The following is an 18,524-nucleotide window of genomic DNA, read 5'->3' as shown; positions in this document are numbered from 1 at the left end:
CCGAGGAGCGGCCGCCCGACCGCAGGACCCGCCGGGCGGAACCACGGCCCGCCGACCCGGACCGCACCGCGTACGCGGACCGGGACCGGGACGCGGAGCCCGAGCCGGGGACCGGGCCGCACCACCCGGGCCCGCGGGCCCGGCTGGAAGCCGCCTGGCTGGGGCGGGCCGTCGGCTGTCTGCTCGGCAAGCCCGTCGAGAAGCTGCCCCTGGAAGGGATCCGCGCCCTGGCCCGGGCCGCCGGGAACTGGCCGCTGAACGACTGGTTCAGCGAACGCGGCGTCCCGCCCGAGCTCCTGGCCGCGTACCCGTGGAACCGCCGCTCCGCCCCCACCTCCCTCGCCGAGAACATCGACGGCATGCCCGAGGACGACGACCTCAACTACCCCCTCCTCGGCCTGCTCCTCCTCCAGCGCCACGGCAAGGGCTTCACCACCGCCGACGTCGCCCGCCTCTGGCTCGACGAACTGCCCGCAGGACGGACCTTCACCGCCGAGCGCGTCGCCTACCGGAATCTGCTGCAAGGCCTGGAGCCCCCGCTCACCGCCACCCACCACAACCCCTTCCGCGAATGGATCGGCGCCCTCATCCGCGCCGACGTCCACGGCTGGACCAACCCCGGCGACCCGGCCGCCGCCGCGGCCCAGGCCTACCGCGACGCCGCCTTGACCCACACCGGCAACGGCGTCTACGCCGCGCTCTTCATCGCCGCCGCCACCGCGGAGGCCGCCACCGGCCGGGCCGACGTCCACACCGCCCTCCAGGCCGGGCTGGCCGTCGTACCGCCCCGCTCACGCCTCGCCGAGGCCGTCCGCTCCGGGATGGGTACAGCGCGGGCCGAGCCCGACTTCGACCGCGTCGTCGACAGCCTGCACGCCCGCTACGGCCACTACCACTGGGTGCACGCCGTCCCCAACACCGCCCTGATCGCCGCCGCCCTCACCCACGCCGACGGCGACTTCACCCGCTCCGTCTGCCGCGCCGTCTCCGGCGGCTGGGACACCGACTCCAACGGCGCCACCGCCGGCGCCCTCGCCGGGATCCTGGCCGGGTCGCCCGAGAACATCCCGCACCGCTGGACCGCCCCGCTCAAGAACCGCCTCGCCACCACCGTCCCCGGCTTCGACGGCATCGGCTTCGACACCCTCGCCCGCCTCACCCACCAGCTCACCACCCACCGGCTCACCGCACAGGAGGCAGCACGCTCATGACGGCCATCGCCGTGCTCGGCAGTACGAACATGGACCTCGTCGCCTACGTCCCCAAGGCCCCCCGCCTCGGGGAGACCGTCACCGGCCGCGCCTTCCGCACCGTCCCCGGCGGCAAGGGCGCCAACCAGGCCGTCGCCGCCGCCCGCTGCGGCGGGAAGGTGGTGATGATCGGCGCGGTCGGGGCCGACGAGTTCGGCGTACGGCTGCGCTCCGCGCTCACCGCCGCCGGGATCGAGACCGCGGCCCTGCGCACCGTCGAGGGCGCCAGCGGCACCGCCCACATCACCGTGGACGACGAGGGCGGCAACAGCATCATCGTCATCCCCGGCGCCAACGCCCACGTCACCGGCCTGGAGGCGGGCGACGACTCCCGGATCGCCGCCGCCGACGCCCTCCTCCTCCAGCTCGAACTCCCCCTGGAGGCCGTCCTCGCCGGCGCCCGCTCCGCCCGCGCCCACGGCGTCCGTACGGTCCTCACCCCGGCCCCGGCGCAGCCGCTGCCCGCCGAACTCCTCGCCGCCACCGACCTCCTGGTCCCCAACGAGCACGAGGCCGCCGCCCTCACCGGCCTCACCGACCCCCGCCAGGCCGCCGAGGCCCTGCTGGACGACGTGCCCGAAGTGGTGATCACCCTCGGCGCGGCCGGAGTCCTGTACGCCGCGCGCGGCCGGGAGCCGCTGGCCGTGCCCGCGCCCCGGGTCCGGGCCGTGGACACCACCGCCGCCGGGGACACCTTCGTCGGGGCCCTCGCCGTGGCCCTCGGCGAGGGCCGGCCCATGCCCGAGGCGCTGCGCTGGGCCTCCGCGGCGGCCGCGCTGTCCGTCCAGCGGCCCGGCGCCCAGGACTCGATGCCGACCCGCGCCGAGACCGACGCCTTCGCCCATGCCCTGGCCGGGCGGAACACGGAAACCGGGCAGGCGGCCCCGGGCCACGCTCCCGAGGCCGCGCCCGGAGCCACCTCATGAGCCCCGACGCGGCACCGGCCGCGGCCCCCGGGGCCGAGCCCGCCCCGGCCGGCGCCCGGGCGGGGCAAGGGCCCCTGGAAGGGCTGCGCGTCCTCGACCTGGCCACCCTCTTCGCCGGGCCGCTGGCCGCCACCCTGCTCGGCGACTTCGGCGCCGAGGTCGTCAAGGTCGAGCACCCCGGCCGCCCCGACCCCTCCCGCGGCCACGGCCCCGCCAAGGACGGCGTCGGCCTGTGGTGGAAGCTGCTCGGCCGGAACAAGCGGACGATGACCCTCGATCTGTCCACCCCCGGCGGCCGGGACACCCTGCTGCGGCTCGCCGCCACCGCCGACGTGGTCATCGAGAACTTCCGCCCCGGCACCCTGGAGAAGTGGGGCCTGGGCTGGCCCGAGCTGTCCGCCGCCAACCCGCGGCTGATCCTGACCCGCGTCACGGCCTTCGGCCAGCAGGGCCCGTACGCCCACCGCCCCGGCTTCGGCACCCTCGCCGAGGCGATGAGCGGCTTCGCCGCGATCACCGGGGAACCGGACGGGCCGCCGACCCTGCCGCCCTTCGGGCTCGCGGACTCGATCGCCGCGCTGACCACCGCGTACGCGGTGATGACCGCGCTCGCGGGCCGTGACCGCACCGGGCGCGGACAGGTCGTCGACCTGGCCATCATCGAGCCGATCCTCACGGTGCTGGGCCCGCACCCGCTCTGGTACGACCAGCTCGGCTACGTCCAGCCGCGCACCGGCAACCGGTCCGCGAACAACGCCCCCCGCAACACCTACCGCAGCGCGGACGGCCGCTGGCTGGCGGTCTCCACCTCCGCCCAGTCCATCGCGGAGCGCGTGATGCGGCTGGTGGGGCGGCCCAAGCTGATCGCCGAGCCCTGGTTCGCGACCGGTTCCGGGCGGGCCGACCACGCTCACGTCCTGGACGAGGCGGTCGGCGGCTGGATCGCCCGCCACAAGGCCGAAGAGGTCGTCGCCGCCTTCGAGGAGGCCGAGGCGGCCGTCGCCCAGGTCTACGACGTCCGGGACGTGATGGCCGACCCCCAGTTCGCCGCCCTGGACACGGTCACCGAGGTCGAGGACCCCGAGCTCGGCCCGATCCGGATGCAGAACATCCTCTTCCGGCTCTCCGAGACCCCCGGCGGGATCCGCTGGGCCGGCCGCCCGCACGGCGCGGACACCGACGAGGTCCTGACCGAGCTCGGCCTGACCCAGGACGAGATCACCGCGCTGCGGACCGAGGGGGCACTGTGATCCTGACCTGGCTGTACGCGCCGGGCGACCGCCCGGCGGTGGTGGCCAAGGCCATCGGCAGCGGGGCGGACGCCGTCATCGTGGACCTGGAGGACGCGGTGTCGGCCTCCCGCAAGGAGTACGCCCGCGCGGCGACCGCCGAGCTGCTCGCCGGGCGGCCCCCGGTCCCCGTCCACGTCCGCGTCAACGCGCTCGACTCCCCCTGGGGCGGGGCCGACCTCACCGCCCTCGCCGGGCTGCGCGGACTGGCCGGGCTGCGGCTGCCCAAGATCAGCGCCCCCGAGCAGGTCGTCGCCGCCGCCGTGCGCACCGGCGGGGTCAGCCTGCACGCCCTGCTCGAATCGGCGGTGGGCGTGGAGCGGGCGTACGAGATCGCCCGCGCGCACCCCGCCCTGCGCGGGCTGTCCCTCGGCGAGGCGGACCTGCGGGCCGACCTGGCCGTCAGCGCGGAGACGGGCCTGGACTGGTGCCGCTCCCGGGTGGTGGTGGCCGCCCGCGCGGCCGGGCTCGCGCCGCCGTCCCAGTCGGTGTTCCCGGACATCCGGGACCTGGAGGCGCTGGCCGTCTCGTGCGCGCGGGGCCGATCGCTCGGGTTCCTCGGCCGGGCGGCGATCCACCCGCGGCAGCTGCCGGTGATCGAACGGGCCTACCTTCCGGCGCCGGAGGAGGTCACGGCCGCGGAGGAGGTGCTGAGCGCGGCTCGGGCCACCCCGGGGGCGCTGGCCCTGCCCGACGGCCGGTTCGTGGACCCGGCGGTCGTGGCAGCGGCCCACCGCACCCTGGCCCTGTCGCGGCGGGTGGCTACGCGTTGAGCGCCGACCAGCCCGACGACGTCGCGCGGCACGGCGGTGGAACCGGGTCCCCAGTGCAGCGCCACATCCGCGTCGACGGTGGCCTTGTCCCGGTTGGCGATGACCACGTCCTCCAGCGCGCTGGAGCTCGCCGCCCGGCTGACCGCGCCCCGGCCGATCCACAGCGCGCCGGTGCCGAAGGCCTCCAGGCGGCGCCGACAACGAGAGGGGGGGTGCCGCGCGGTAAGCGGCACCCCCCTCTCGCGACCTTCGGGTCAGCGCTTCTCGGCCCCCGGGGCCTCGCCCCCGGCCGGCTCGGCGTCCGCCGGCGGCGCCGCCTCGGCCGGCGCGCCCTTCGTCAGGACGGGCGTCTTCGCCCCGGCGGTCTCCGCCTTCGCCGGGTCGACGGCGGGAGCCGCGTCGGCGGCCCTGCCTTCCCCGGTCACGGGGTCCTTGGTCACGGAGTCCTCCGGCTCGGCGTCGGCCGGAGCCTCGCCGTCCTTCGGCTCCGTCCCGGCGGGGTCGGTGTCCTTGCCCTTGGCGCCGGAGGCATCGGCGCCGGGGTCCGGTTCGACGACCTCCTCGCGGCCCGGGCGCAGCTTCGCCGACAGGACGAGGTAGACCACGGCCAGCACGAAGACGACGATCGAGGTCCAGACGTTCAGCCGCAGGCCCAGGATGTGGTGCGCCTCGTCGACCCGCATGTACTCGATCCAGCCGCGGCCCACGCAGTACGCGGCCACGTACAGGGCGAACGCCCGTCCGTGCCCGAGCGTGAAGCGGCGGTCGGCCCAGATCACCAGCAGGGCGACGCCGACGCACCACAGCGACTCGTACAGGAAGGTCGGGTGGTAGGTACCGGCGACCCGGTTCGGGCCCTCGCTGATCTCCACCGCCCACGGCAGGTCGGTGGCCCTGCCGTACAGCTCCTGGTTGAACCAGTTGCCCCAGCGGCCGCAGGCCTGGGCCAGCGCGATACCGGGGGCCAGGGCGTCCGCCCAGGCCGGCAGCGGGATGCCGCGCAGCCGGCAGCCGATCCAGGCGCCCACCGCGCCGAGCGCGATCGCGCCCCAGATGCCGAGGCCGCCTTCCCAGATCTTGAAGGCGTCGACCCAGTTGCGGCCCTCGCCGAAGTAGAGCTGGTAGTCGGTGATCACGTGGTAGAGGCGACCGCCGACAAGGCCGAACGGCACCGCCCACACGGCGATGTCCGCGACCGTGCCCGGCTTTCCGCCGCGCGCGACCCACCGTTTGTTGCCGAGCCAGACAGCGACGAAGACGCCGATGATGATGCAGAACGCGTAGCCGCGGAGCGGGATCGGTCCGAGATGGATCACGCCGGTCGACGGACTGGGGATGTAAGCAATGTCCATGGCAGACCCGACGCTACCCTGCCGGGCGGGCACCACCGCAACCCGCCCGGCAAGCCGAAACCAAATCCACACACGCCCCAGCTGTCGCTCAGCCCTCCGGAGTGCTGTCCGAGCCGCTCTTCGCGGGCGTCTTCGACCCGCCCCCCGAGGACGCGGCCGGCGAGGCCTTCACCCCCGGAGTCGCCCCGGGAGTGGCTCCGCGCGTGGTCCCGGAGGCCGTGGCGCCCGAGGGTGAGGCCTTCCCCGCGCCCTTCCGCGCATCGGCACCGGAGGCTCCCTGGGCCGCGGCCTCGACCTGCTCCTTCAGCTTCTGCGGGGTCACCGGATTGGCCTGGTCGGCGAAGATGTCCTTGCCGTCCAGCAGCACGGTCGGGGTGCCCCGGAACTTCCCGGCGGCGAAGGCCTCGTGCGATTTGCCCACCCACGAGTTGTGGGTGCCGTCCTCGACGCACTTGCGGAACTCGGGGGTGTCCAGCCCGTCCACCTTGCCGGCCAGTTCCAGCAGCTTGGCGTTCTTGCCGTAGGCGTCGTCGACCTCCTGCGGCTGGTTCTGGAAGAGGACGTCGTGGTACGCCGGGAACTTGCCGGCGTCCTGCGCGCAGGCCGCCGCGTTCGCGCCCTTCAGCGATCCGCTGCCGCCCATGTTGCCGTCGATGAGCGTGACCAGGTGGTAGTCGACCTTGAGGAGCCCCTTGGCCTCCAGATCGTGGATGGTGGCCCGGTAGTTGTCCTCGAAGGACTTGCAGGCGGGGCAGCGGAAGTCCTCCCACACGGTCAGGGTGGACTTGGCCTCGTCCTTGCCCGTACGGATGGCCAGCGCGTCCTTGCCGGTGGCCCCGGAGGGGGCGACCACCGGACCCGCCTTGTCGGCGCCGCCGTCCTTGCCGGTGTTGGCCGCGATCAGGCCGACGACGGCGGCCAGGCCGAGCACGCCGACCACCGCCGCCGACACGACGAGGGTCCGCCGGCGCTTGTCCCGGGTCTTCTGCCGCTCGCGCTCCACGAGGAGTCGCTCGCGGGCCGATCGTTTCGTCGCATCGCGGTTCGCACCGTCGTTCTTCTCGCTCACGTTCGGCCAAACGAAGCGGGGAGGCACTCGCGTGCCTCCCCGCCCTCACTTCCACCCGATCGGGCTACAGAACCCGCTCAGGCGTGCGTGCTTTCTGATCGAACGCGCACGTCAGCTCCTGCGTACGCCTTCCGCGAGCTCGCCCGCCAGCGACCGTACGGCGGCCAGCCCGGCCGGCAGGTCCGGCGCGTCCAGCAGCAGCTTGACGAAGGCCGAACCCACGATCACCCCGTCGGCGAAGGCCGCCACCTCCTTGGCCTGGACGGCGTTGGAGACGCCCAGCCCGACGCAGACCGGGAGCTCGGTGGTGGCGCGGGTGCGCCGCACCAGCGCCTGGGCCTCGTTGCCGACCGACTCGCGGGTGCCGGTGACACCCATGAGGGAGGCCGCGTAGACGAAGCCGGAGCCGGCCGCCGTGATGGTGGCCAGGCGTGCGTCCTTGCTGCTGGGGGCCACGACGAAGACGGTCGCCAGACCGTGCTTCTCCGCGTGCTCACGCCACAGCGCGGACTCCTGGACCGGCAGGTCGGGCAGGATGCACCCGGCGCCGCCCGCCGCCGCGAGCTCGGCGGTGAACCGCTCGACGCCGTAGCGGTCGATGGGGTTCCAGTACGTCATGACCAGGACCGGGGCCCCGGTCGCCTCGTGCGCCTCGCGCACGGTGCGGATCACGTCCGCGATCTTGACGCCGCCGCGCAGGGCGATGTCGTCGGCGGTCTGGATGATCGCGCCGTCCAGGACCGGGTCGCTGTGCGGGAGGCCGACCTCGACCACGTCCGCGCCGCCCGCGATGACGGCCTTGACCGCCTCGATGGCGCCGTCGACGGTCGGGAAGCCCGCCGGGAGGTAGGCGACGAGGGCGGCGCGGTCCTCGGACTTCGCCTTGGCGAGCGTGTCGCTCAGCAGCTGGATACGCCCGGTCTTTTCACTGGCGGTGCTCACTTCGACTCCCCCTCAGCGGCGTCGTACAGCCCGAAGTAGCGGGCCGCCGTGTCCATGTCCTTGTCACCGCGACCGGACAGGTTGACGACCAGCAGGCCGTCCTTGCCCAGCTCCTTGCCGAGGTCGAGCGCGCCCGCGAGGGCGTGCGCCGACTCGATCGCCGGGATGATCCCCTCCGTACGGGAGAGCAGGCGCAGGGCCTGCATCGCCGCGTCGTCGGTGACCGCGCGGTACTCGCCGCGGCCCGTGTCCTTCAGGTACGAGTGCTCCGGGCCGATGCCCGGGTAGTCCAGACCGGCCGAGATGGAGTACGGCTCGGTGATCTGGCCCTCCTCGTCCTGGAGGACGTAGGAGCGGGAGCCGTGCAGGATCCCCGGCTCGCCCGCGGTCAGCGTGGCCGCGTGCTCGCCGGTCTCGACGCCGTGCCCGGCGGGCTCGAAGCCGACCAGGCGGACGTCGGAGTCCGGGATGAAGGCGTGGAAGAGGCCGATGGCGTTCGAGCCGCCGCCGACGCACGCCGCGACGGCGTCGGGCAGCCGGCCCGCGCGCTCGATGATCTGGCGGCGGGCCTCGACGCCGATGACCCGGTGGAAGTCGCGGACCATGGCGGGGAAGGGGTGCGGGCCGGCGACCGTGCCGAAGAGGTAGTGGGTCCGGTCCACATTGGCGACCCAGTCGCGGAACGCCTCGTTGATGGCGTCCTTCAGGGTCCGGGAGCCGGACTTCACCGCGATGACCTCGGCGCCCAGCATGCGCATCCGGGCCACGTTCAGCGCCTGGCGCTGGGTGTCGATCTCGCCCATGTAGATGGTGCAGTCGAGGCCGAAGAGGGCGCAGGCGGTGGCGGTGGCCACGCCGTGCTGGCCGGCGCCGGTCTCGGCGATGACCCGGGTCTTGCCCATGCGCTTGGTGAGCAGCGCCTGGCCCAGCACGTTGTTGATCTTGTGCGAGCCGGTGTGGTTGAGGTCCTCGCGCTTGAGGAAGATCCGCGCCCCGCCGGCGTGCTCGGCGAACCGGGGCACCTCGGTGAGGGCGCTCGGGCGGCCGGTGTAGTTGACCATCAGGTCGTTGAGCTCGGCCGCGAAGGCCGGGTCGCCCTTGGCCTTCTCGTACTCGACGGCGACCTCGTCCACGGCGGCGACGAGCGCCTCCGGGATGAACTTGCCGCCGAAGTCGCCGAAGTAGCCCTCGGCGTTCGGGACGTGACCCTCCGGGTCCGGGATGAAGAATTGGCTGCTGGACATGCCAGTGCTCCTACGGGAACGGAATGCGACGAGTGGTTTTCACCGTATTGCGCCGTCCGCCCGCGACACGCACACCACCCCCACGAGGGTGGCCCGTGCTGCCTGCGGGAAGGAGGACCCGCGCCCGGAGCCGGTCGGCCCGGGCGGTGGGCCGTACGGGACCACGCGGCGGGACGGTACGTCTCGTACCGTCGGCCATGGCCCTCGTTACAGCGCGCCTCCGGGACGCCATCGCATGCCGTTGACCTGACCGGGCTCGGAGCCGATCACATACCGGACCCGCCGCCCGTGCACACGCCGGGCCGGGGCGCGGCAGCCGCGAGGGCGGCAGCCGCGCGCCAGGGGCGCGTGCGCCGTCGGCACGCCGACCGGGCCGCGGCGGCCGGGTCGGGTGCTGACGGAGGGGCGGTCGTGGGCCATGGGAGCGGTCAGCTCCGCCCGTGACGCAGGGCGGGGTGGGCGCCGGCGGCGACGAGGTCGGCCACGGCCGCCTTCGGGTCGCGGCCGGTCACCAGGGACTCCCCGACGAGGACGGCGTCGGCACCTTCGTTGGCGTAGGCGATCAGGTCGTGCGGTCCGCGGATTCCGGACTCGGCGACCTTGACGATGTGGGCCGGGATCTCGCCGACGACGCGCTCGAAGGTGGAGCGGTCGACCTTGAGGTCCTTGAGGTTGCGGGCGTTGACACCGATGATCTTGGCGCCGGCCGCAACCGCACGCTCGACCTCCTCCTCGTCGTGGACCTCGACGAGCGGGGTGAGACCGATGGACTCGGCCCGCTCGATGAGGGAGACGAGGGCCTCCTGCTCCAGGGCCGCGACGATCAGCAGCGCGAGGTCGGCGCCGTAGGCGCGGGCCTCCCAGAGCTGGTACGCCGTGACGATGAAGTCCTTGCGCAGGATCGGGATGTCCACGCGGGCGCGGACGGCCTCCAGGTCGGCCAGCGAGCCACCGAAGCGGCGCTGTTCGGTGAGGACGGAGATGACTGCCGCACCACCCGCCTCGTAGTCGGCGGCGAGCCCGGCCGGATCGGCGATCGCGGCCAGCGCGCCCTTGGACGGGCTGGAACGCTTGACCTCGCAGATCACCTTGACGCTGTCGCCGCGCAGTGCAGCGACGCCGTCCTTGGCCTGGGGCGCCTTGGCGGCACGCTCCTTGAGCTCGTCGAGGCTCACGCGGGCCTGCCGTTCGGCAAGGTCTTCGCGGACCCCTTCGATGATCTCGTCGAGCACACTCACGCGAGCGGCCCCCTTCCGGGTCGATGACGGTCGGCCGCCTTGCAGACACGTACAACTGCAAGGTCAGCAATCAAATGGTATCCGCAGGAGGCGTTGCACTCCGCACGCGGTTGACGGCGTCCCAGTAACTGGACATTCGGAATCCGGGCTTCATCCGGGCCCCACAAAGGGCTCAGGGCGCCAGGGCGGAGCCGAAAGAAAGATTTCGGACAACGACGAAGACCAGACCCACCACACCGATGGCCCACCAGTGCAGCGGCCGCAAGGCGAGGCGGGGAACGGGCCCGCCCCGGTAGGCGCGAACCAGCCACAGGGCCATGAACCCCGCGAAGACGAAGTAGCCGACGACAGCCAGGGCATTTGCCCCGAAAGCTGTGATCAGATCGCCGTGGGCGAACGCGTGCGCGCTGCGCAGGCCGCCACATCCCGGGCACAGGATTCCGGTCAGTCGCAGCAGCGGACAGACCGGGTAATGGCCCGGCTCGTTGGGATCCACGGTGCCCACGTACGCAAAGGCCGCGGCGGCCGCGGCCAGGGTGAGCGCCGGGGTCGCGAGCCGCCGGGCCCGGGAGACCCGTACGGCGGGCGCCGTGGCCGGCGGGTGCGCCGGCGGGGGCGCCGGCGGCGGCGCGGCATCGGGGGTACGGGAGGCGTCCACCCGCCGATTCTCGCCGATCATGGCAAGGGACGCAGCACGGCGAAGCGGGATGACAAAAGGCGCAGCCCCACGGGGCCGCGCCTTTCGGATCCTCGGGACCGCGCTCAGACCTTGGCGGGGACCTTGCCGGCGGCGATGACCTCGGCGAGGTCCTTGTGGGCGGCCTTCGGCGCACCCATGCCCGCTGCCTTCATCGCCATGCCGACGACACCGCCGAGCACGACGACGACGAGACCGGCCCAGAAGCCCAGCGGGTTCGCGATCACCATGAAGGCGCCGGAGATGCAGAAACCGATGAAGGCGATGATGACACCGGTCCAGGCGGCCGGGGTGTGTCCGTGGTCTGTGCCCGCCATGAGTTGCTCCTCGTTGCTCTGTCGCGGTGCTGGGTAGAACGCGCGGTCTGTGTCGAACGCTCGGTGCCCATTGTCCCGCACCGGGCGGGGTCACCGTTCACGGGGGGTCCGTCAGCGGGTCGGGTCCTCGCCGCGGTCCAGAGCCTTCCACAGATCCTCCGGGCGGTCCGGATCCACCGCAGCGGGCCTGCGCGTACGAGGGCTGCCGTCGCGCTCGTAGCGGCCGCCCATCGCGGGCCAGCCGCGGCCGAAGCGCAGGGCCAGCAGCCCGGCGGCCAGGATCAGGGCCGCCCCGGCGGCCGTGACGAACGGCCAGGCCGTCTGGGTGAGCCCCACCACCTGCGCCGCGGTGTCCGCGGTCGTACGGGCGGCCTCCGCGTCCAGGGCCCGGCGGCCGTCGGCGCCGAAGACCGCCACCAGGGCCGCGCCCAGGCCGCTGAGCGCCAGCAGCCCCGACACCAGCAGCCGCCCCTTGCCGCGTACGGCGAAGACGGCGACCAGGGCGGCGAGCCCGACGATGGCCAGGGCGGCGGGAAGGCCGGTGACGGCCCGCCCGTCCGCGGTCAGCGCGAGAGAGTCGCCGCCCATCGCGGTGGTGCCCCGGGCCCAGACCCGGCCGGAGGCGAGCAGGACCACGGTGGAGCCGAGGGTGCCGAGCAGCAGCGCGACGGCCACGCTGCGGCGGCCGCCCTTGCTGTCGGGGGCCTCGGCATCGGCATCGGTTCGGGGCGGGGGTACGGCACTCACGTACCCCACTATCCCCTACGCCCTCAGGAGCCGTGGAGGCGGTTCGCCGCTCCCACCGCGCGCAGCACGGCGGCCGCCTTGTTGCGGCACTCGTTGTCCTCCAGCTCGGGCACCGAGTCGGCCACGACCCCGGCGCCCGCCTGCACGTACGCCGTGCCGTCGCGCAGCAGCGCGGTGCGGATGGCGATGGCCGTGTCGGAGTCCCCGGCGAAGTCCAGATAGCCCACGCAGCCGCCGTACAGACCGCGGCGGGTGGGCTCCAGCTCCTCGATGATCTGCATGGCGCGCGGCTTGGGCGCTCCCGAGAGGGTCCCCGCGGGGAAGCAGGCGGTGAGCACGTCGAAGGCGGTCCTGCCCTCGGCGACCCGCCCGGTGACGGTGGACACGATGTGCATGACGTGCGAGTACCGCTCGATGCTCATGAAGTCGACGACCTCCACGGAGCCCGGCTCGCAGACCCGGCCGAGGTCGTTGCGGCCCAGGTCGACGAGCATCAGGTGCTCGGCGCGCTCCTTGGGGTCGGCCAGCAGCTCCTCGGCGAGGTCGTGGTCCTGCTGCGGGGTGGCCCCGCGGTGGCGGGTGCCGGCGATGGGGTGGACCATGGCCCGGCCGTCCTCGACCTTGACCAGCGCCTCGGGGCTGGACCCGACCACGTCGAAGCCGTTCTCGAAGCGGAAGAGGTACATGTACGGGGAGGGGTTGGTGGCCCTGAGCACCCGGTAGACGTCCAGCGCGGAGGCCTGGCAGGGGGTCTCGAACCGCTGCGAGGGCACCACCTGGAAGGCCTCGCCGGCGCGGATCCGCTCCTTCACGTCCTCGACGGCGGCCTGGTACTTCTCGCCACCCCACAGCGCGGAGAACTCGGGCAGCTCGGAGGCGGGCAGCGGGGCCGGGACGTACGGGGCGGGCCGCGCGAGGTCGGCCTCCATGGCGTCGAGGCGGGCCACCGCGTCGGCGTAGGCCTCGTCCACACCCGTGTCGAGGTCGTTGTGGTTGATGGCGTTGGCGATGAGCAGGACGGTGCCGTCCCAGTGGTCCATGACCGCCAGGTCGGAGGTGAGCAGCATCGTCAGCTCGGGCAGGTTCAGGTCGTCGGCGGCGTGCTCCCCGATGCGCTCCAGGCGGCGCACGATGTCGTAGCCGAGGTAGCCGACCATGCCGCCGGTGAAGGGGGGCATGCCGCCCGCCAGGTCGCGGGGGGTGTGCAGGGCCTCGACGGTGGCGCGCAGCGCTTCGAGGGGGTCGCCGACCGTGGGCACGCCCACGGGCGGGGTGCCGATCCAGTGCGCCTGGCCGTCGCGGACGGTCAGCGTGGCGTCGCTGCGCACGCCGACGAAGGAGTACCGCGACCAGGAGCGGCCGTTCTCGGCGGACTCCAGCAGGAAGGTACCGGGGCGTTCGGCGGCCAGCTTGCGGTAGAGCCCGACGGGGGTGTCCCCGTCGGCCAGCAGCTTGCGGCTCACGGGGATGACGCGGCGGTCGGCCGCGAGCTTGCGGAACGAATCGAGATCCATGTGCGTGGGACCTGTCTAGTCGGCGTCGCGGAGGAGGACATCGTCGTCGAAGCAGGTGCGGGCGCCGGTGTGGCAGGCGGCTCCGACCTGGTCGACCTTGACGAGCACGGTGTCGGCATCACAGTCGAGGGCGACGGACTTCACGTGCTGGAAGTGGCCGGAAGTATCCCCCTTCACCCAGTACTCCTGGCGGCTGCGGGACCAGTAGGTACAGCGGCCGGTGGTCAGGGTGCGGTGCAGGGCCTCGTCGTCCATCCACCCGAGCATGAGCACCTCACCGGTGTCGTACTGCTGGGCGATGGCCGGTACCAGGCCGTCGGCGGAACGCTTCAGGCGTGCCGCGATGGCGGGATCGAGGGTGCCGGGGCGGGGGGACGTACTCATGCGGCCATTGTGCCGGGCCGGAATGCCGGAAACGGATCTCTGTCCGCCTGATGGGCAGGCGCGCGGCGGTATCCAGCCGTAGGCTGGCCGCCATGTCTACCCATGCGAAGCGCGAACGACTGCTGCTGGCCGACCTGTTGGAGGCGGCAGGGCCGGAGGCGCCGACACTGTGCGACGGCTGGAGCTGCCGGGAGCTGGCGGCGCACGTGGTCGTCCGGGAGCGTCGGCCGGACGCGGCGGGGGGCCTGCTGCTGAATGTGCTGAAGGCCCGGCTGGACAAGGCGATGGAGGAGTACACGGCCAAGCCGTACGAGGAACTCATCCAGCTGATCCGCACCGGGCCGCCGAAACTGTCCGTGTACGCCCTGAAGCAGATCGACGAGGCGGCGAACGCGGTGGAGTTCTTCGTCCACGCGGAGGACGTCCGGCGGGCCCAGCCGGACTGGTCGCCGCGGGAGCTGGACCCGGTGTTCTCGGACGCGCTGTGGTCCCGGCTGGAGAAACTGGCCCGGCTGACGGGCAGGCGCTCGCCGGTGGGGCTGGTCCTGCGGCGGCCCGACGGCCGCACGGCGGTGGCGCACAAGGGCGTCCCCGTGGTGACGGTGACGGGCGAGCCGGGCGAGCTGACGCTGTTCTGTTTCGGCCGCCAGGACGCTGCCGCGGTGACCTTGGACGGCGACAAGGAGGCCGTCGCGAAACTGACGAGGGCCGAACTGGGCATCTAGGAAGCCGGGCATCCGGGCAGGTGCACTTGGCGTGAAGTTTCCCTTGCCCTGGCGGCACCGGGCGAGCTTAATGAAGCCTCGCTCGGTCACATGGTCGACAGCGCACGGGGGAAATCATGGAATCCAGCCAGGTCCCACCACCACCGTTACCGCCCCGGCCGCCGTCGGCGCCACCACTTCCGCCCGGAGTCCTCGGACCCGGTGTGGAGCTGCGGGTCGACAAACGGCTGCTGTGGGTGGACGGCGCGGCCTATCCGTTGCACAACATCGCCCGGGTGCGCACCTTCCAGATCAGGCCCGACCGCGGGGGAGCCTTCCTCCAGTTCCTGAAGTGGCTCGGCGTCACGGCGGCGTTGGTCATCGTGCTCCAGATCGCCGGTGCGGACCCGGGGACGTCCAGCGGCTCGGACTACGGCTCGGACAACGCCGCGAACGGGCTGTGGACCCTCGGCATCATCATGGCGGTCATCCTCTTCGTCCGGCTGCTCACCCAGCTGGCCGCGCCGTCCCGGCACGTTCTTTCCGTGGAGACGTCAGGCCCGTCCACCGCCCTGGTGACGCTGCCCGACAAGGAGCAGCTGCGGCAGCTGGTCGGGCAGATCGTCTACGCCATCGAGCACCCGGAGACCGAGTTCGCCGTACGCGTCGAACGTCTGAGCATCAATCCGAACAACTACCACCTCGGCGACACCGTGAACATGTACGGCGGCGCGGGAAACCTGGGGGTCGTGAAGAAATGACCGGTGGCGATTCGTACCACTACGGCGATGTCGTCAACATGAACGACGGAACAGGCAACACGGGGATCGTGAAGCACCAGTCCCCGACCATCGCCCAGCAGCTGCCCGCCGACCAGCGCGAGGCGATCGAGAGGCTGGTGCGGCTGCTGGAAGAGCTGCGCGGCCAGATCCCGCCCGGCAGCGCCGAGACCGTCGACGACTCCCTGCGCGCGATCGCCTCCGTCACCAGCACCCCGCAGGAGCGGCATCGCGCCCTGATGGCCGTGGCCGGCGTCGCGGCGGTGATCGGCCCCCTCGCACAACCGGTCGGCGAGGCGGTCCACGCGATCCTTCGGCTGCTGGGTGCGGGCTGAGGGGGGCGGGCCCGGCCGGAAGCCGGGCCCGCCCGGCCTCAGCGAACCGGGTGGCCGGCCGCCCGGAGCGTGTCCTTGACCTGGGAGATCCGCAGGTCGCCGAAGTGGAACACCGAGGCCGCGAGCACCGCGTCGGCGCCCGCCGCGATCGCCGGCGGGAAGTGCTCCAGCTTGCCGGCGCCGCCCGAGGCGATCACCGGGACCATGACGTGCTTCCGCACCGCCGCGATCATCTCGGTGTCGTACCCGTCCTTGGTGCCGTCGGCGTCCATCGAGTTCAGCAGGATCTCCCCGGCGCCCAGTTCGGCCGCCCGGTGCGCCCACTCGACGGCGTCCATGCCGGTGCCCCGGCGGCCGCCGTGGGTGGTGACCTCGAAGGAGCCCGAATCGGTCCGGCGGGCGTCGACCGACAGGACGAGGACCTGGCGGCCGAAGCGCTCGGCGATCTCCTGGATGAGCTCGGGGCGGGCGATGGCGGCGGTGTTCACGCCCACCTTGTCCGCGCCCGCCCGCAGCAGCTTGTCCACGTCGTCGGCGGTGCGGACGCCGCCGCCCACGGTCAGCGGGATGAAGACCTGCTCGGCGGTGCGGCGCACCACGTCGTACGTGGTCTCGCGGTTCCCGGAGGACGCGGTGATGTCGAGGAAGGTCAGCTCGTCGGCGCCCTCGGCGTCGTACAGCTTGGCCATCTCCACCGGGTCACCGGCGTCGCGCAGGTTCTGGAAGTTGACGCCCTTGACGACCCGGCCGTTGTCCACGTCCAGGCAGGGGATCACTCGTACGGCGAGGGTCATGCCGCACCTCCGTACGCTTCGATCTCGACCTCGACGACCATGCTGGGGTCGACGAATCCGGAGACGATGATCATGGACGCGGCGGGGCGGACCGCGTCGAACAGCTCCTTGTGGGCGCGGCCCACCTCGTCCACGTCTCGGGCGTGGGTGAGGTACATCCGGGTGCGGACCACGTGCTCGGGGCCGAGACCGGCCTGGGCGAGGGCCTTGAAGGCGACGCCGAAGGCGCCGACGGCCTGGTCGTACGGGCCGTTGGCGTCGGCCGCGGTGCAGCCGGAGACCAGGACGAGGCCGTTCGGGAGCTGGACGGCGCGGGAGTAGCCGATGACGTCCTCGTAGGCGCCGCCGGACGAGATGCGGCGTACTTCGTCGGAGCTCATGCGGAGACCACCTTCAGGGCTTCTTCCAGGGTGAAGGCCTTGGCGTACAGGGCCTTGCCGACGATCGCGCCCTCGACGCCCTGCGGGACCAGCTCGGCCAGCGCCCGCAGGTCGTCCAGCGAGGAGATGCCGCCGGAGGCCACGACGGGCCGGTCGGTGGCGGCGCAGACGTTCCGCAGCAGCTCCAGGTTGGGGCCGGTCAGCGTGCCGTCCCGGCCGATGTCGGTGACGACGTACCGGGCGCAGCCCTCGGAGTCCAGGCGGGCGAGGGTCTCGTACAGGTCGCCGCCCTCGCTGGTCCAGCCGCGGCCCTTGAGGGTGGTGCCTCGGACGTCGAGGCCGATCGCGATCTTGTCGCCGTGCTCGGCGATGGCCTTGGCGGCCCACTCGGGGGTCTCCAGGGCGGCGGTGCCGAGGTTGACCCGGGTGCAGCCGGTGGCGAGGGCCGCGGCCAGCGAGGCGTCGTCGCGGATGCCGCCGGACAGCTCGACCTTGATGTCCATGGCGGCGGTGATCCCGGCGACCAGGGCGCGGTTGTCGCCGGTGCCGAAGGCGGCGTCCAGGTCGACCAGGTGCAGCCACTCGGCGCCGGAGGCCTGCCAGGCGAGGGCCGCCTCCAGCGGGGAGCCGTAGGAGGTCTCGCTGCCGGACACCCCGTGCACGAGGCGGACGGCCTGTCCGTCGCGGACGTCGACCGCGGGGAGGAGCTCAAGCGTCTTCTGCATCAGAGGGTCTCGATCCAGTTGGTGAGGAGCTGGGCTCCGGCGTCGCCGGACTTCTCGGGGTGGAACTGGGTCGCCCACAGGGCGCCGTTCTCAACCGCCGCGACGAAGCGCTCGCCGTGCGTGGCCCAGGTGACCTTGGGGGCGCGGATCAACGGGTTGGTGACCTCCAGGCTCCAGTCGTGCGCCGCGTAGGAGTGCACGAAGTAGAACCGGGCGTCGGCGTCCAGGCCGGCGAAGGCCTGGCTGTCGGCCGGGGCCTCGACGGTGTTCCAGCCCATGTGGGGGACGATCGGGGCCTTGAGCGGGCCGACCGTGCCGGGCCACTCGTCGAGGCCCTCGGTCTCGACGCCGTGCTCGATGCCGCGCTCGAAGAGGATCTGCATGCCGACGCAGATGCCCATGACCGGGCGGCCGCCGGAGAGCCGGCGGCCGATGATCCAGTCGCCGCGGACGTCCTTGAGGCCCTGCATGCAGGCGGAGAAGGCACCGACGCCGGGGACGAGGAGTCCGTCGGCGTCCATGGCCTTGTCGTAGTCGCGGGTGATCTCGACGTCGGCGCCGACGCGGGCGAGGGCGCGCTCGGCGGAGCGGACGTTGCCGAAGCCGTAGTCGAAGACGACGACCTTCTTGGTGGGACGGGTGGTGGCGGCAGTGCTCATTCCCAGATTCCTTGGATTCGCAGGACCCCGGCGGCCAGACACATCGCGGAGGCGATGGCGAGCAGGACGACGACCGACTTGGGCATCTGCTGCTTCTGGAAGGAGTACACGCCCCCGGCCAGGAACAGGCCGAGGACGATGAGGATCGTGTTGAGCCCGTTCACGGCTAGAGGGCGCCCTTCGTGGAGGGCAGGATGCCGGCCGCGCGCGGGTCGAACTCGGCCGCGTAGCGCAGGGCGCGCGCGAGAGCCTTGAACTGGCACTCCACGATGTGGTGGGCGTTGCGCCCGTACGGGACGTGGATGTGCAGGGCGATCTGGGCCTGCGCGACGAAGGACTCGAAGATGTGCCGGGTCATCGTCGTGTCGTAGGTGCCGATCATCGGCGCCATGTTCTCGGGCTCGGT

The 18,524-nt window shown here is 72.9% G+C and carries 23 protein-coding genes and 1 pseudogene; 7 read left to right on the top strand and 17 right to left on the bottom strand.

Annotated elements, in window-relative coordinates:
- The 4 genes from ACGFYQ_RS24360 to ACGFYQ_RS24345 form a co-directional block, all read left to right on the top strand.
- The coding region (locus ACGFYQ_RS24360; protein ID WP_393747195.1) for an ADP-ribosylglycohydrolase family protein at positions 1-1,211 on the top strand (1,211 nt) is incomplete at its 5' end.
- Positions 1,208-2,176 carry a ribokinase gene (rbsK, locus tag ACGFYQ_RS24355; RefSeq protein WP_393747193.1) on the top strand — a complete coding sequence of 323 codons (969 nt, stop codon included), beginning with the start codon at positions 1,208-1,210 and terminating at the stop codon, positions 2,174-2,176. The genes ACGFYQ_RS24360 and rbsK, both read left to right, overlap by 4 nt.
- Positions 2,173-3,426, top strand: a complete 1,254-nt coding sequence (locus ACGFYQ_RS24350) for a CaiB/BaiF CoA transferase family protein (RefSeq protein ID WP_393747191.1) — start codon at positions 2,173-2,175, stop codon at positions 3,424-3,426. The genes rbsK and ACGFYQ_RS24350 overlap by 4 nt, the downstream gene beginning before the upstream one ends.
- A complete protein-coding gene (locus tag ACGFYQ_RS24345; protein WP_393747189.1) occupies positions 3,423-4,238 on the top strand; it encodes an HpcH/HpaI aldolase/citrate lyase family protein in 816 nt (271 codons plus the stop codon). Before ACGFYQ_RS24350 ends, ACGFYQ_RS24345 begins: the two co-directional genes overlap by 4 nt.
- A gap of 254 nt (positions 4,239-4,492) precedes the next feature.
- Here ACGFYQ_RS24345 and lgt read toward each other — a convergent pair whose 3' ends face one another.
- The 11 genes from lgt to hisI all read right to left on the bottom strand — a co-directional run bounded on the left by lgt (position 4,493) and on the right by hisI (position 13,742).
- Positions 4,493-5,590 (bottom strand): prolipoprotein diacylglyceryl transferase, encoded by a 1,098-nt coding sequence (gene lgt / locus ACGFYQ_RS24340; protein ID WP_393747187.1) that lies wholly within the window; start codon positions 5,588-5,590, stop codon positions 4,493-4,495.
- An 88-nt stretch (positions 5,591-5,678) separates the two neighbouring features.
- Entirely contained in the window at positions 5,679-6,659 is a 981-nt protein-coding gene (locus tag ACGFYQ_RS24335) for a DsbA family protein (RefSeq protein WP_393747184.1), read from the bottom strand.
- A gap of 111 nt (positions 6,660-6,770) precedes the next feature.
- Complete coding sequence (gene trpA / locus ACGFYQ_RS24330) at positions 6,771-7,601, bottom strand: tryptophan synthase subunit alpha (protein ID WP_393747182.1); 831 nt, start codon at positions 7,599-7,601, stop codon at positions 6,771-6,773.
- Positions 7,598-8,845, bottom strand: a complete 1,248-nt coding sequence (trpB, locus tag ACGFYQ_RS24325; protein WP_393747180.1) for a tryptophan synthase subunit beta — start codon at positions 8,843-8,845, stop codon at positions 7,598-7,600. The genes trpA and trpB overlap by 4 nt, the downstream gene beginning before the upstream one ends.
- 207 nt (positions 8,846-9,052) lie before the next feature.
- Positions 9,053-9,265, bottom strand: a complete 213-nt coding sequence (trpM, locus tag ACGFYQ_RS24320; protein ID WP_362390233.1) for a tryptophan biosynthesis modulator TrpM — start codon at positions 9,263-9,265, stop codon at positions 9,053-9,055.
- 8 nt (positions 9,266-9,273) lie between these two features.
- On the bottom strand, positions 9,274-10,083 hold the full coding sequence (trpC, locus tag ACGFYQ_RS24315; RefSeq protein ID WP_214932893.1) for an indole-3-glycerol phosphate synthase TrpC: 810 nt from the start codon (positions 10,081-10,083) through the stop codon (positions 9,274-9,276).
- 172 nt (positions 10,084-10,255) lie between these two features.
- Complete coding sequence (locus ACGFYQ_RS24310; protein ID WP_393747177.1) at positions 10,256-10,741, bottom strand: DUF2752 domain-containing protein; 486 nt, start codon at positions 10,739-10,741, stop codon at positions 10,256-10,258.
- Between the two features lie 104 nt (positions 10,742-10,845).
- The gene (locus ACGFYQ_RS24305; protein ID WP_393747175.1) at positions 10,846-11,097 is read right to left on the bottom strand and encodes an HGxxPAAW family protein; all 252 of its coding nucleotides are present in this window, start codon (positions 11,095-11,097) and stop codon (positions 10,846-10,848) included.
- 111 nt (positions 11,098-11,208) lie between these two features.
- Positions 11,209-11,853 carry a TIGR02234 family membrane protein gene (locus tag ACGFYQ_RS24300; protein WP_393747173.1) on the bottom strand — a complete coding sequence of 215 codons (645 nt, stop codon included), beginning with the start codon at positions 11,851-11,853 and terminating at the stop codon, positions 11,209-11,211.
- 14 nt (positions 11,854-11,867) lie between these two features.
- A complete protein-coding gene (locus tag ACGFYQ_RS24295) occupies positions 11,868-13,358 on the bottom strand; it encodes an anthranilate synthase component I (RefSeq protein WP_393747171.1) in 1,491 nt (496 codons plus the stop codon).
- Between the two features lie 15 nt (positions 13,359-13,373).
- Complete coding sequence (hisI, locus tag ACGFYQ_RS24290; RefSeq protein WP_393747169.1) at positions 13,374-13,742, bottom strand: phosphoribosyl-AMP cyclohydrolase; 369 nt, start codon at positions 13,740-13,742, stop codon at positions 13,374-13,376.
- A 92-nt stretch (positions 13,743-13,834) separates the two neighbouring features.
- On the opposite strand from hisI, the gene ACGFYQ_RS24285 reads away from it, so the two are divergent.
- The 3 genes from ACGFYQ_RS24285 (at position 13,835) to ACGFYQ_RS24275 (ending at position 15,560) form a co-directional block, all read left to right on the top strand.
- Positions 13,835-14,467, top strand: coding sequence for a TIGR03085 family metal-binding protein (locus ACGFYQ_RS24285; protein ID WP_393747166.1), 633 nt, complete (start codon positions 13,835-13,837; stop codon positions 14,465-14,467).
- Between the two features lie 203 nt (positions 14,468-14,670).
- On the top strand, positions 14,671-15,207 hold the full coding sequence (locus tag ACGFYQ_RS24280) for a DUF6232 family protein (RefSeq protein WP_393747164.1): 537 nt from the start codon (positions 14,671-14,673) through the stop codon (positions 15,205-15,207).
- Positions 15,204-15,560: a hypothetical protein gene (locus tag ACGFYQ_RS24275; protein ID WP_393747162.1), complete on the top strand. Its 357-nt coding sequence runs from the start codon at positions 15,204-15,206 to the stop codon at positions 15,558-15,560. The genes ACGFYQ_RS24280 and ACGFYQ_RS24275 overlap by 4 nt, the downstream gene beginning before the upstream one ends.
- 38 nt (positions 15,561-15,598) lie before the next feature.
- On the opposite strand, the gene hisF is transcribed toward ACGFYQ_RS24275, so the two are convergent.
- The 6 genes and pseudogenes from hisF to ACGFYQ_RS24245 form a co-directional block, all read right to left on the bottom strand.
- Positions 15,599-16,354, bottom strand: a complete 756-nt coding sequence (hisF, locus tag ACGFYQ_RS24270) for an imidazole glycerol phosphate synthase subunit HisF (RefSeq protein WP_393747160.1) — start codon at positions 16,352-16,354, stop codon at positions 15,599-15,601.
- Entirely contained in the window at positions 16,351-16,734 is a 384-nt protein-coding gene (locus ACGFYQ_RS24265) for a RidA family protein (protein ID WP_393747158.1), read from the bottom strand. The genes hisF and ACGFYQ_RS24265 overlap by 4 nt, the downstream gene beginning before the upstream one ends.
- Positions 16,731-17,459, bottom strand: a complete 729-nt coding sequence (priA, locus tag ACGFYQ_RS24260) for a bifunctional 1-(5-phosphoribosyl)-5-((5-phosphoribosylamino)methylideneamino)imidazole-4-carboxamide isomerase/phosphoribosylanthranilate isomerase PriA (RefSeq protein ID WP_393747156.1) — start codon at positions 17,457-17,459, stop codon at positions 16,731-16,733. Before priA ends, ACGFYQ_RS24265 begins: the two co-directional genes overlap by 4 nt.
- Complete coding sequence (gene hisH / locus ACGFYQ_RS24255; protein ID WP_393747154.1) at positions 17,459-18,118, bottom strand: imidazole glycerol phosphate synthase subunit HisH; 660 nt, start codon at positions 18,116-18,118, stop codon at positions 17,459-17,461. Before hisH ends, priA begins: the two co-directional genes overlap by 1 nt.
- Positions 18,115-18,282 (bottom strand): hypothetical protein, encoded by a 168-nt coding sequence (locus ACGFYQ_RS24250; RefSeq protein WP_030028108.1) that lies wholly within the window; start codon positions 18,280-18,282, stop codon positions 18,115-18,117. Before ACGFYQ_RS24250 ends, hisH begins: the two co-directional genes overlap by 4 nt.
- Before the next feature lie 2 nt (positions 18,283-18,284).
- Positions 18,285-18,524 (bottom strand): annotated as a pseudogene (locus ACGFYQ_RS24245) (imidazoleglycerol-phosphate dehydratase); the annotation flags it as partial.

Source organism: Streptomyces sp. NPDC048258, from assembly GCF_043201995.1.
GTDB lineage: Bacteria > Actinomycetota > Actinomycetes > Streptomycetales > Streptomycetaceae > Streptomyces.
Note: the sequence above shows the minus strand (reverse complement) of the source record. Positions and strands in the feature narration are given on the sequence as shown.

Excerpts from the sequence above, each read along its gene's own strand:
- ACGFYQ_RS24350 (WP_393747191.1), top strand. The coding sequence starts at position 2,173 with ATGAGCCCCGACGCGGCACCGGCCGCGGCCCCCGGGGCCGAGCCCGCC.
- hisF (WP_393747160.1), bottom strand. The coding sequence starts at position 16,354 with ATGACCCTCGCCGTACGAGTGATCCCCTGCCTGGACGTGGACAACGGC.
- ACGFYQ_RS24285 (WP_393747166.1), top strand. The coding sequence starts at position 13,835 with ATGTCTACCCATGCGAAGCGCGAACGACTGCTGCTGGCCGACCTGTTG.
- rbsK (WP_393747193.1), top strand. The coding sequence starts at position 1,208 with ATGACGGCCATCGCCGTGCTCGGCAGTACGAACATGGACCTCGTCGCC.
- ACGFYQ_RS24295 (WP_393747171.1), bottom strand. The coding sequence starts at position 13,358 with ATGGATCTCGATTCGTTCCGCAAGCTCGCGGCCGACCGCCGCGTCATC.
- trpM (WP_362390233.1), bottom strand. The coding sequence starts at position 9,265 with ATGGCCCACGACCGCCCCTCCGTCAGCACCCGACCCGGCCGCCGCGGC.
- hisI (WP_393747169.1), bottom strand. The coding sequence starts at position 13,742 with ATGAGTACGTCCCCCCGCCCCGGCACCCTCGATCCCGCCATCGCGGCA.
- trpB (WP_393747180.1), bottom strand. The coding sequence starts at position 8,845 with ATGTCCAGCAGCCAATTCTTCATCCCGGACCCGGAGGGTCACGTCCCG.
- ACGFYQ_RS24265 (WP_393747158.1), bottom strand. The coding sequence starts at position 16,734 with ATGAGCTCCGACGAAGTACGCCGCATCTCGTCCGGCGGCGCCTACGAG.
- lgt (WP_393747187.1), bottom strand. The coding sequence starts at position 5,590 with ATGGACATTGCTTACATCCCCAGTCCGTCGACCGGCGTGATCCATCTC.
- priA (WP_393747156.1), bottom strand. The coding sequence starts at position 17,459 with ATGCAGAAGACGCTTGAGCTCCTCCCCGCGGTCGACGTCCGCGACGGA.
- hisH (WP_393747154.1), bottom strand. The coding sequence starts at position 18,118 with ATGAGCACTGCCGCCACCACCCGTCCCACCAAGAAGGTCGTCGTCTTC.
- ACGFYQ_RS24305 (WP_393747175.1), bottom strand. The coding sequence starts at position 11,097 with ATGGCGGGCACAGACCACGGACACACCCCGGCCGCCTGGACCGGTGTC.
- ACGFYQ_RS24275 (WP_393747162.1), top strand. The coding sequence starts at position 15,204 with ATGACCGGTGGCGATTCGTACCACTACGGCGATGTCGTCAACATGAAC.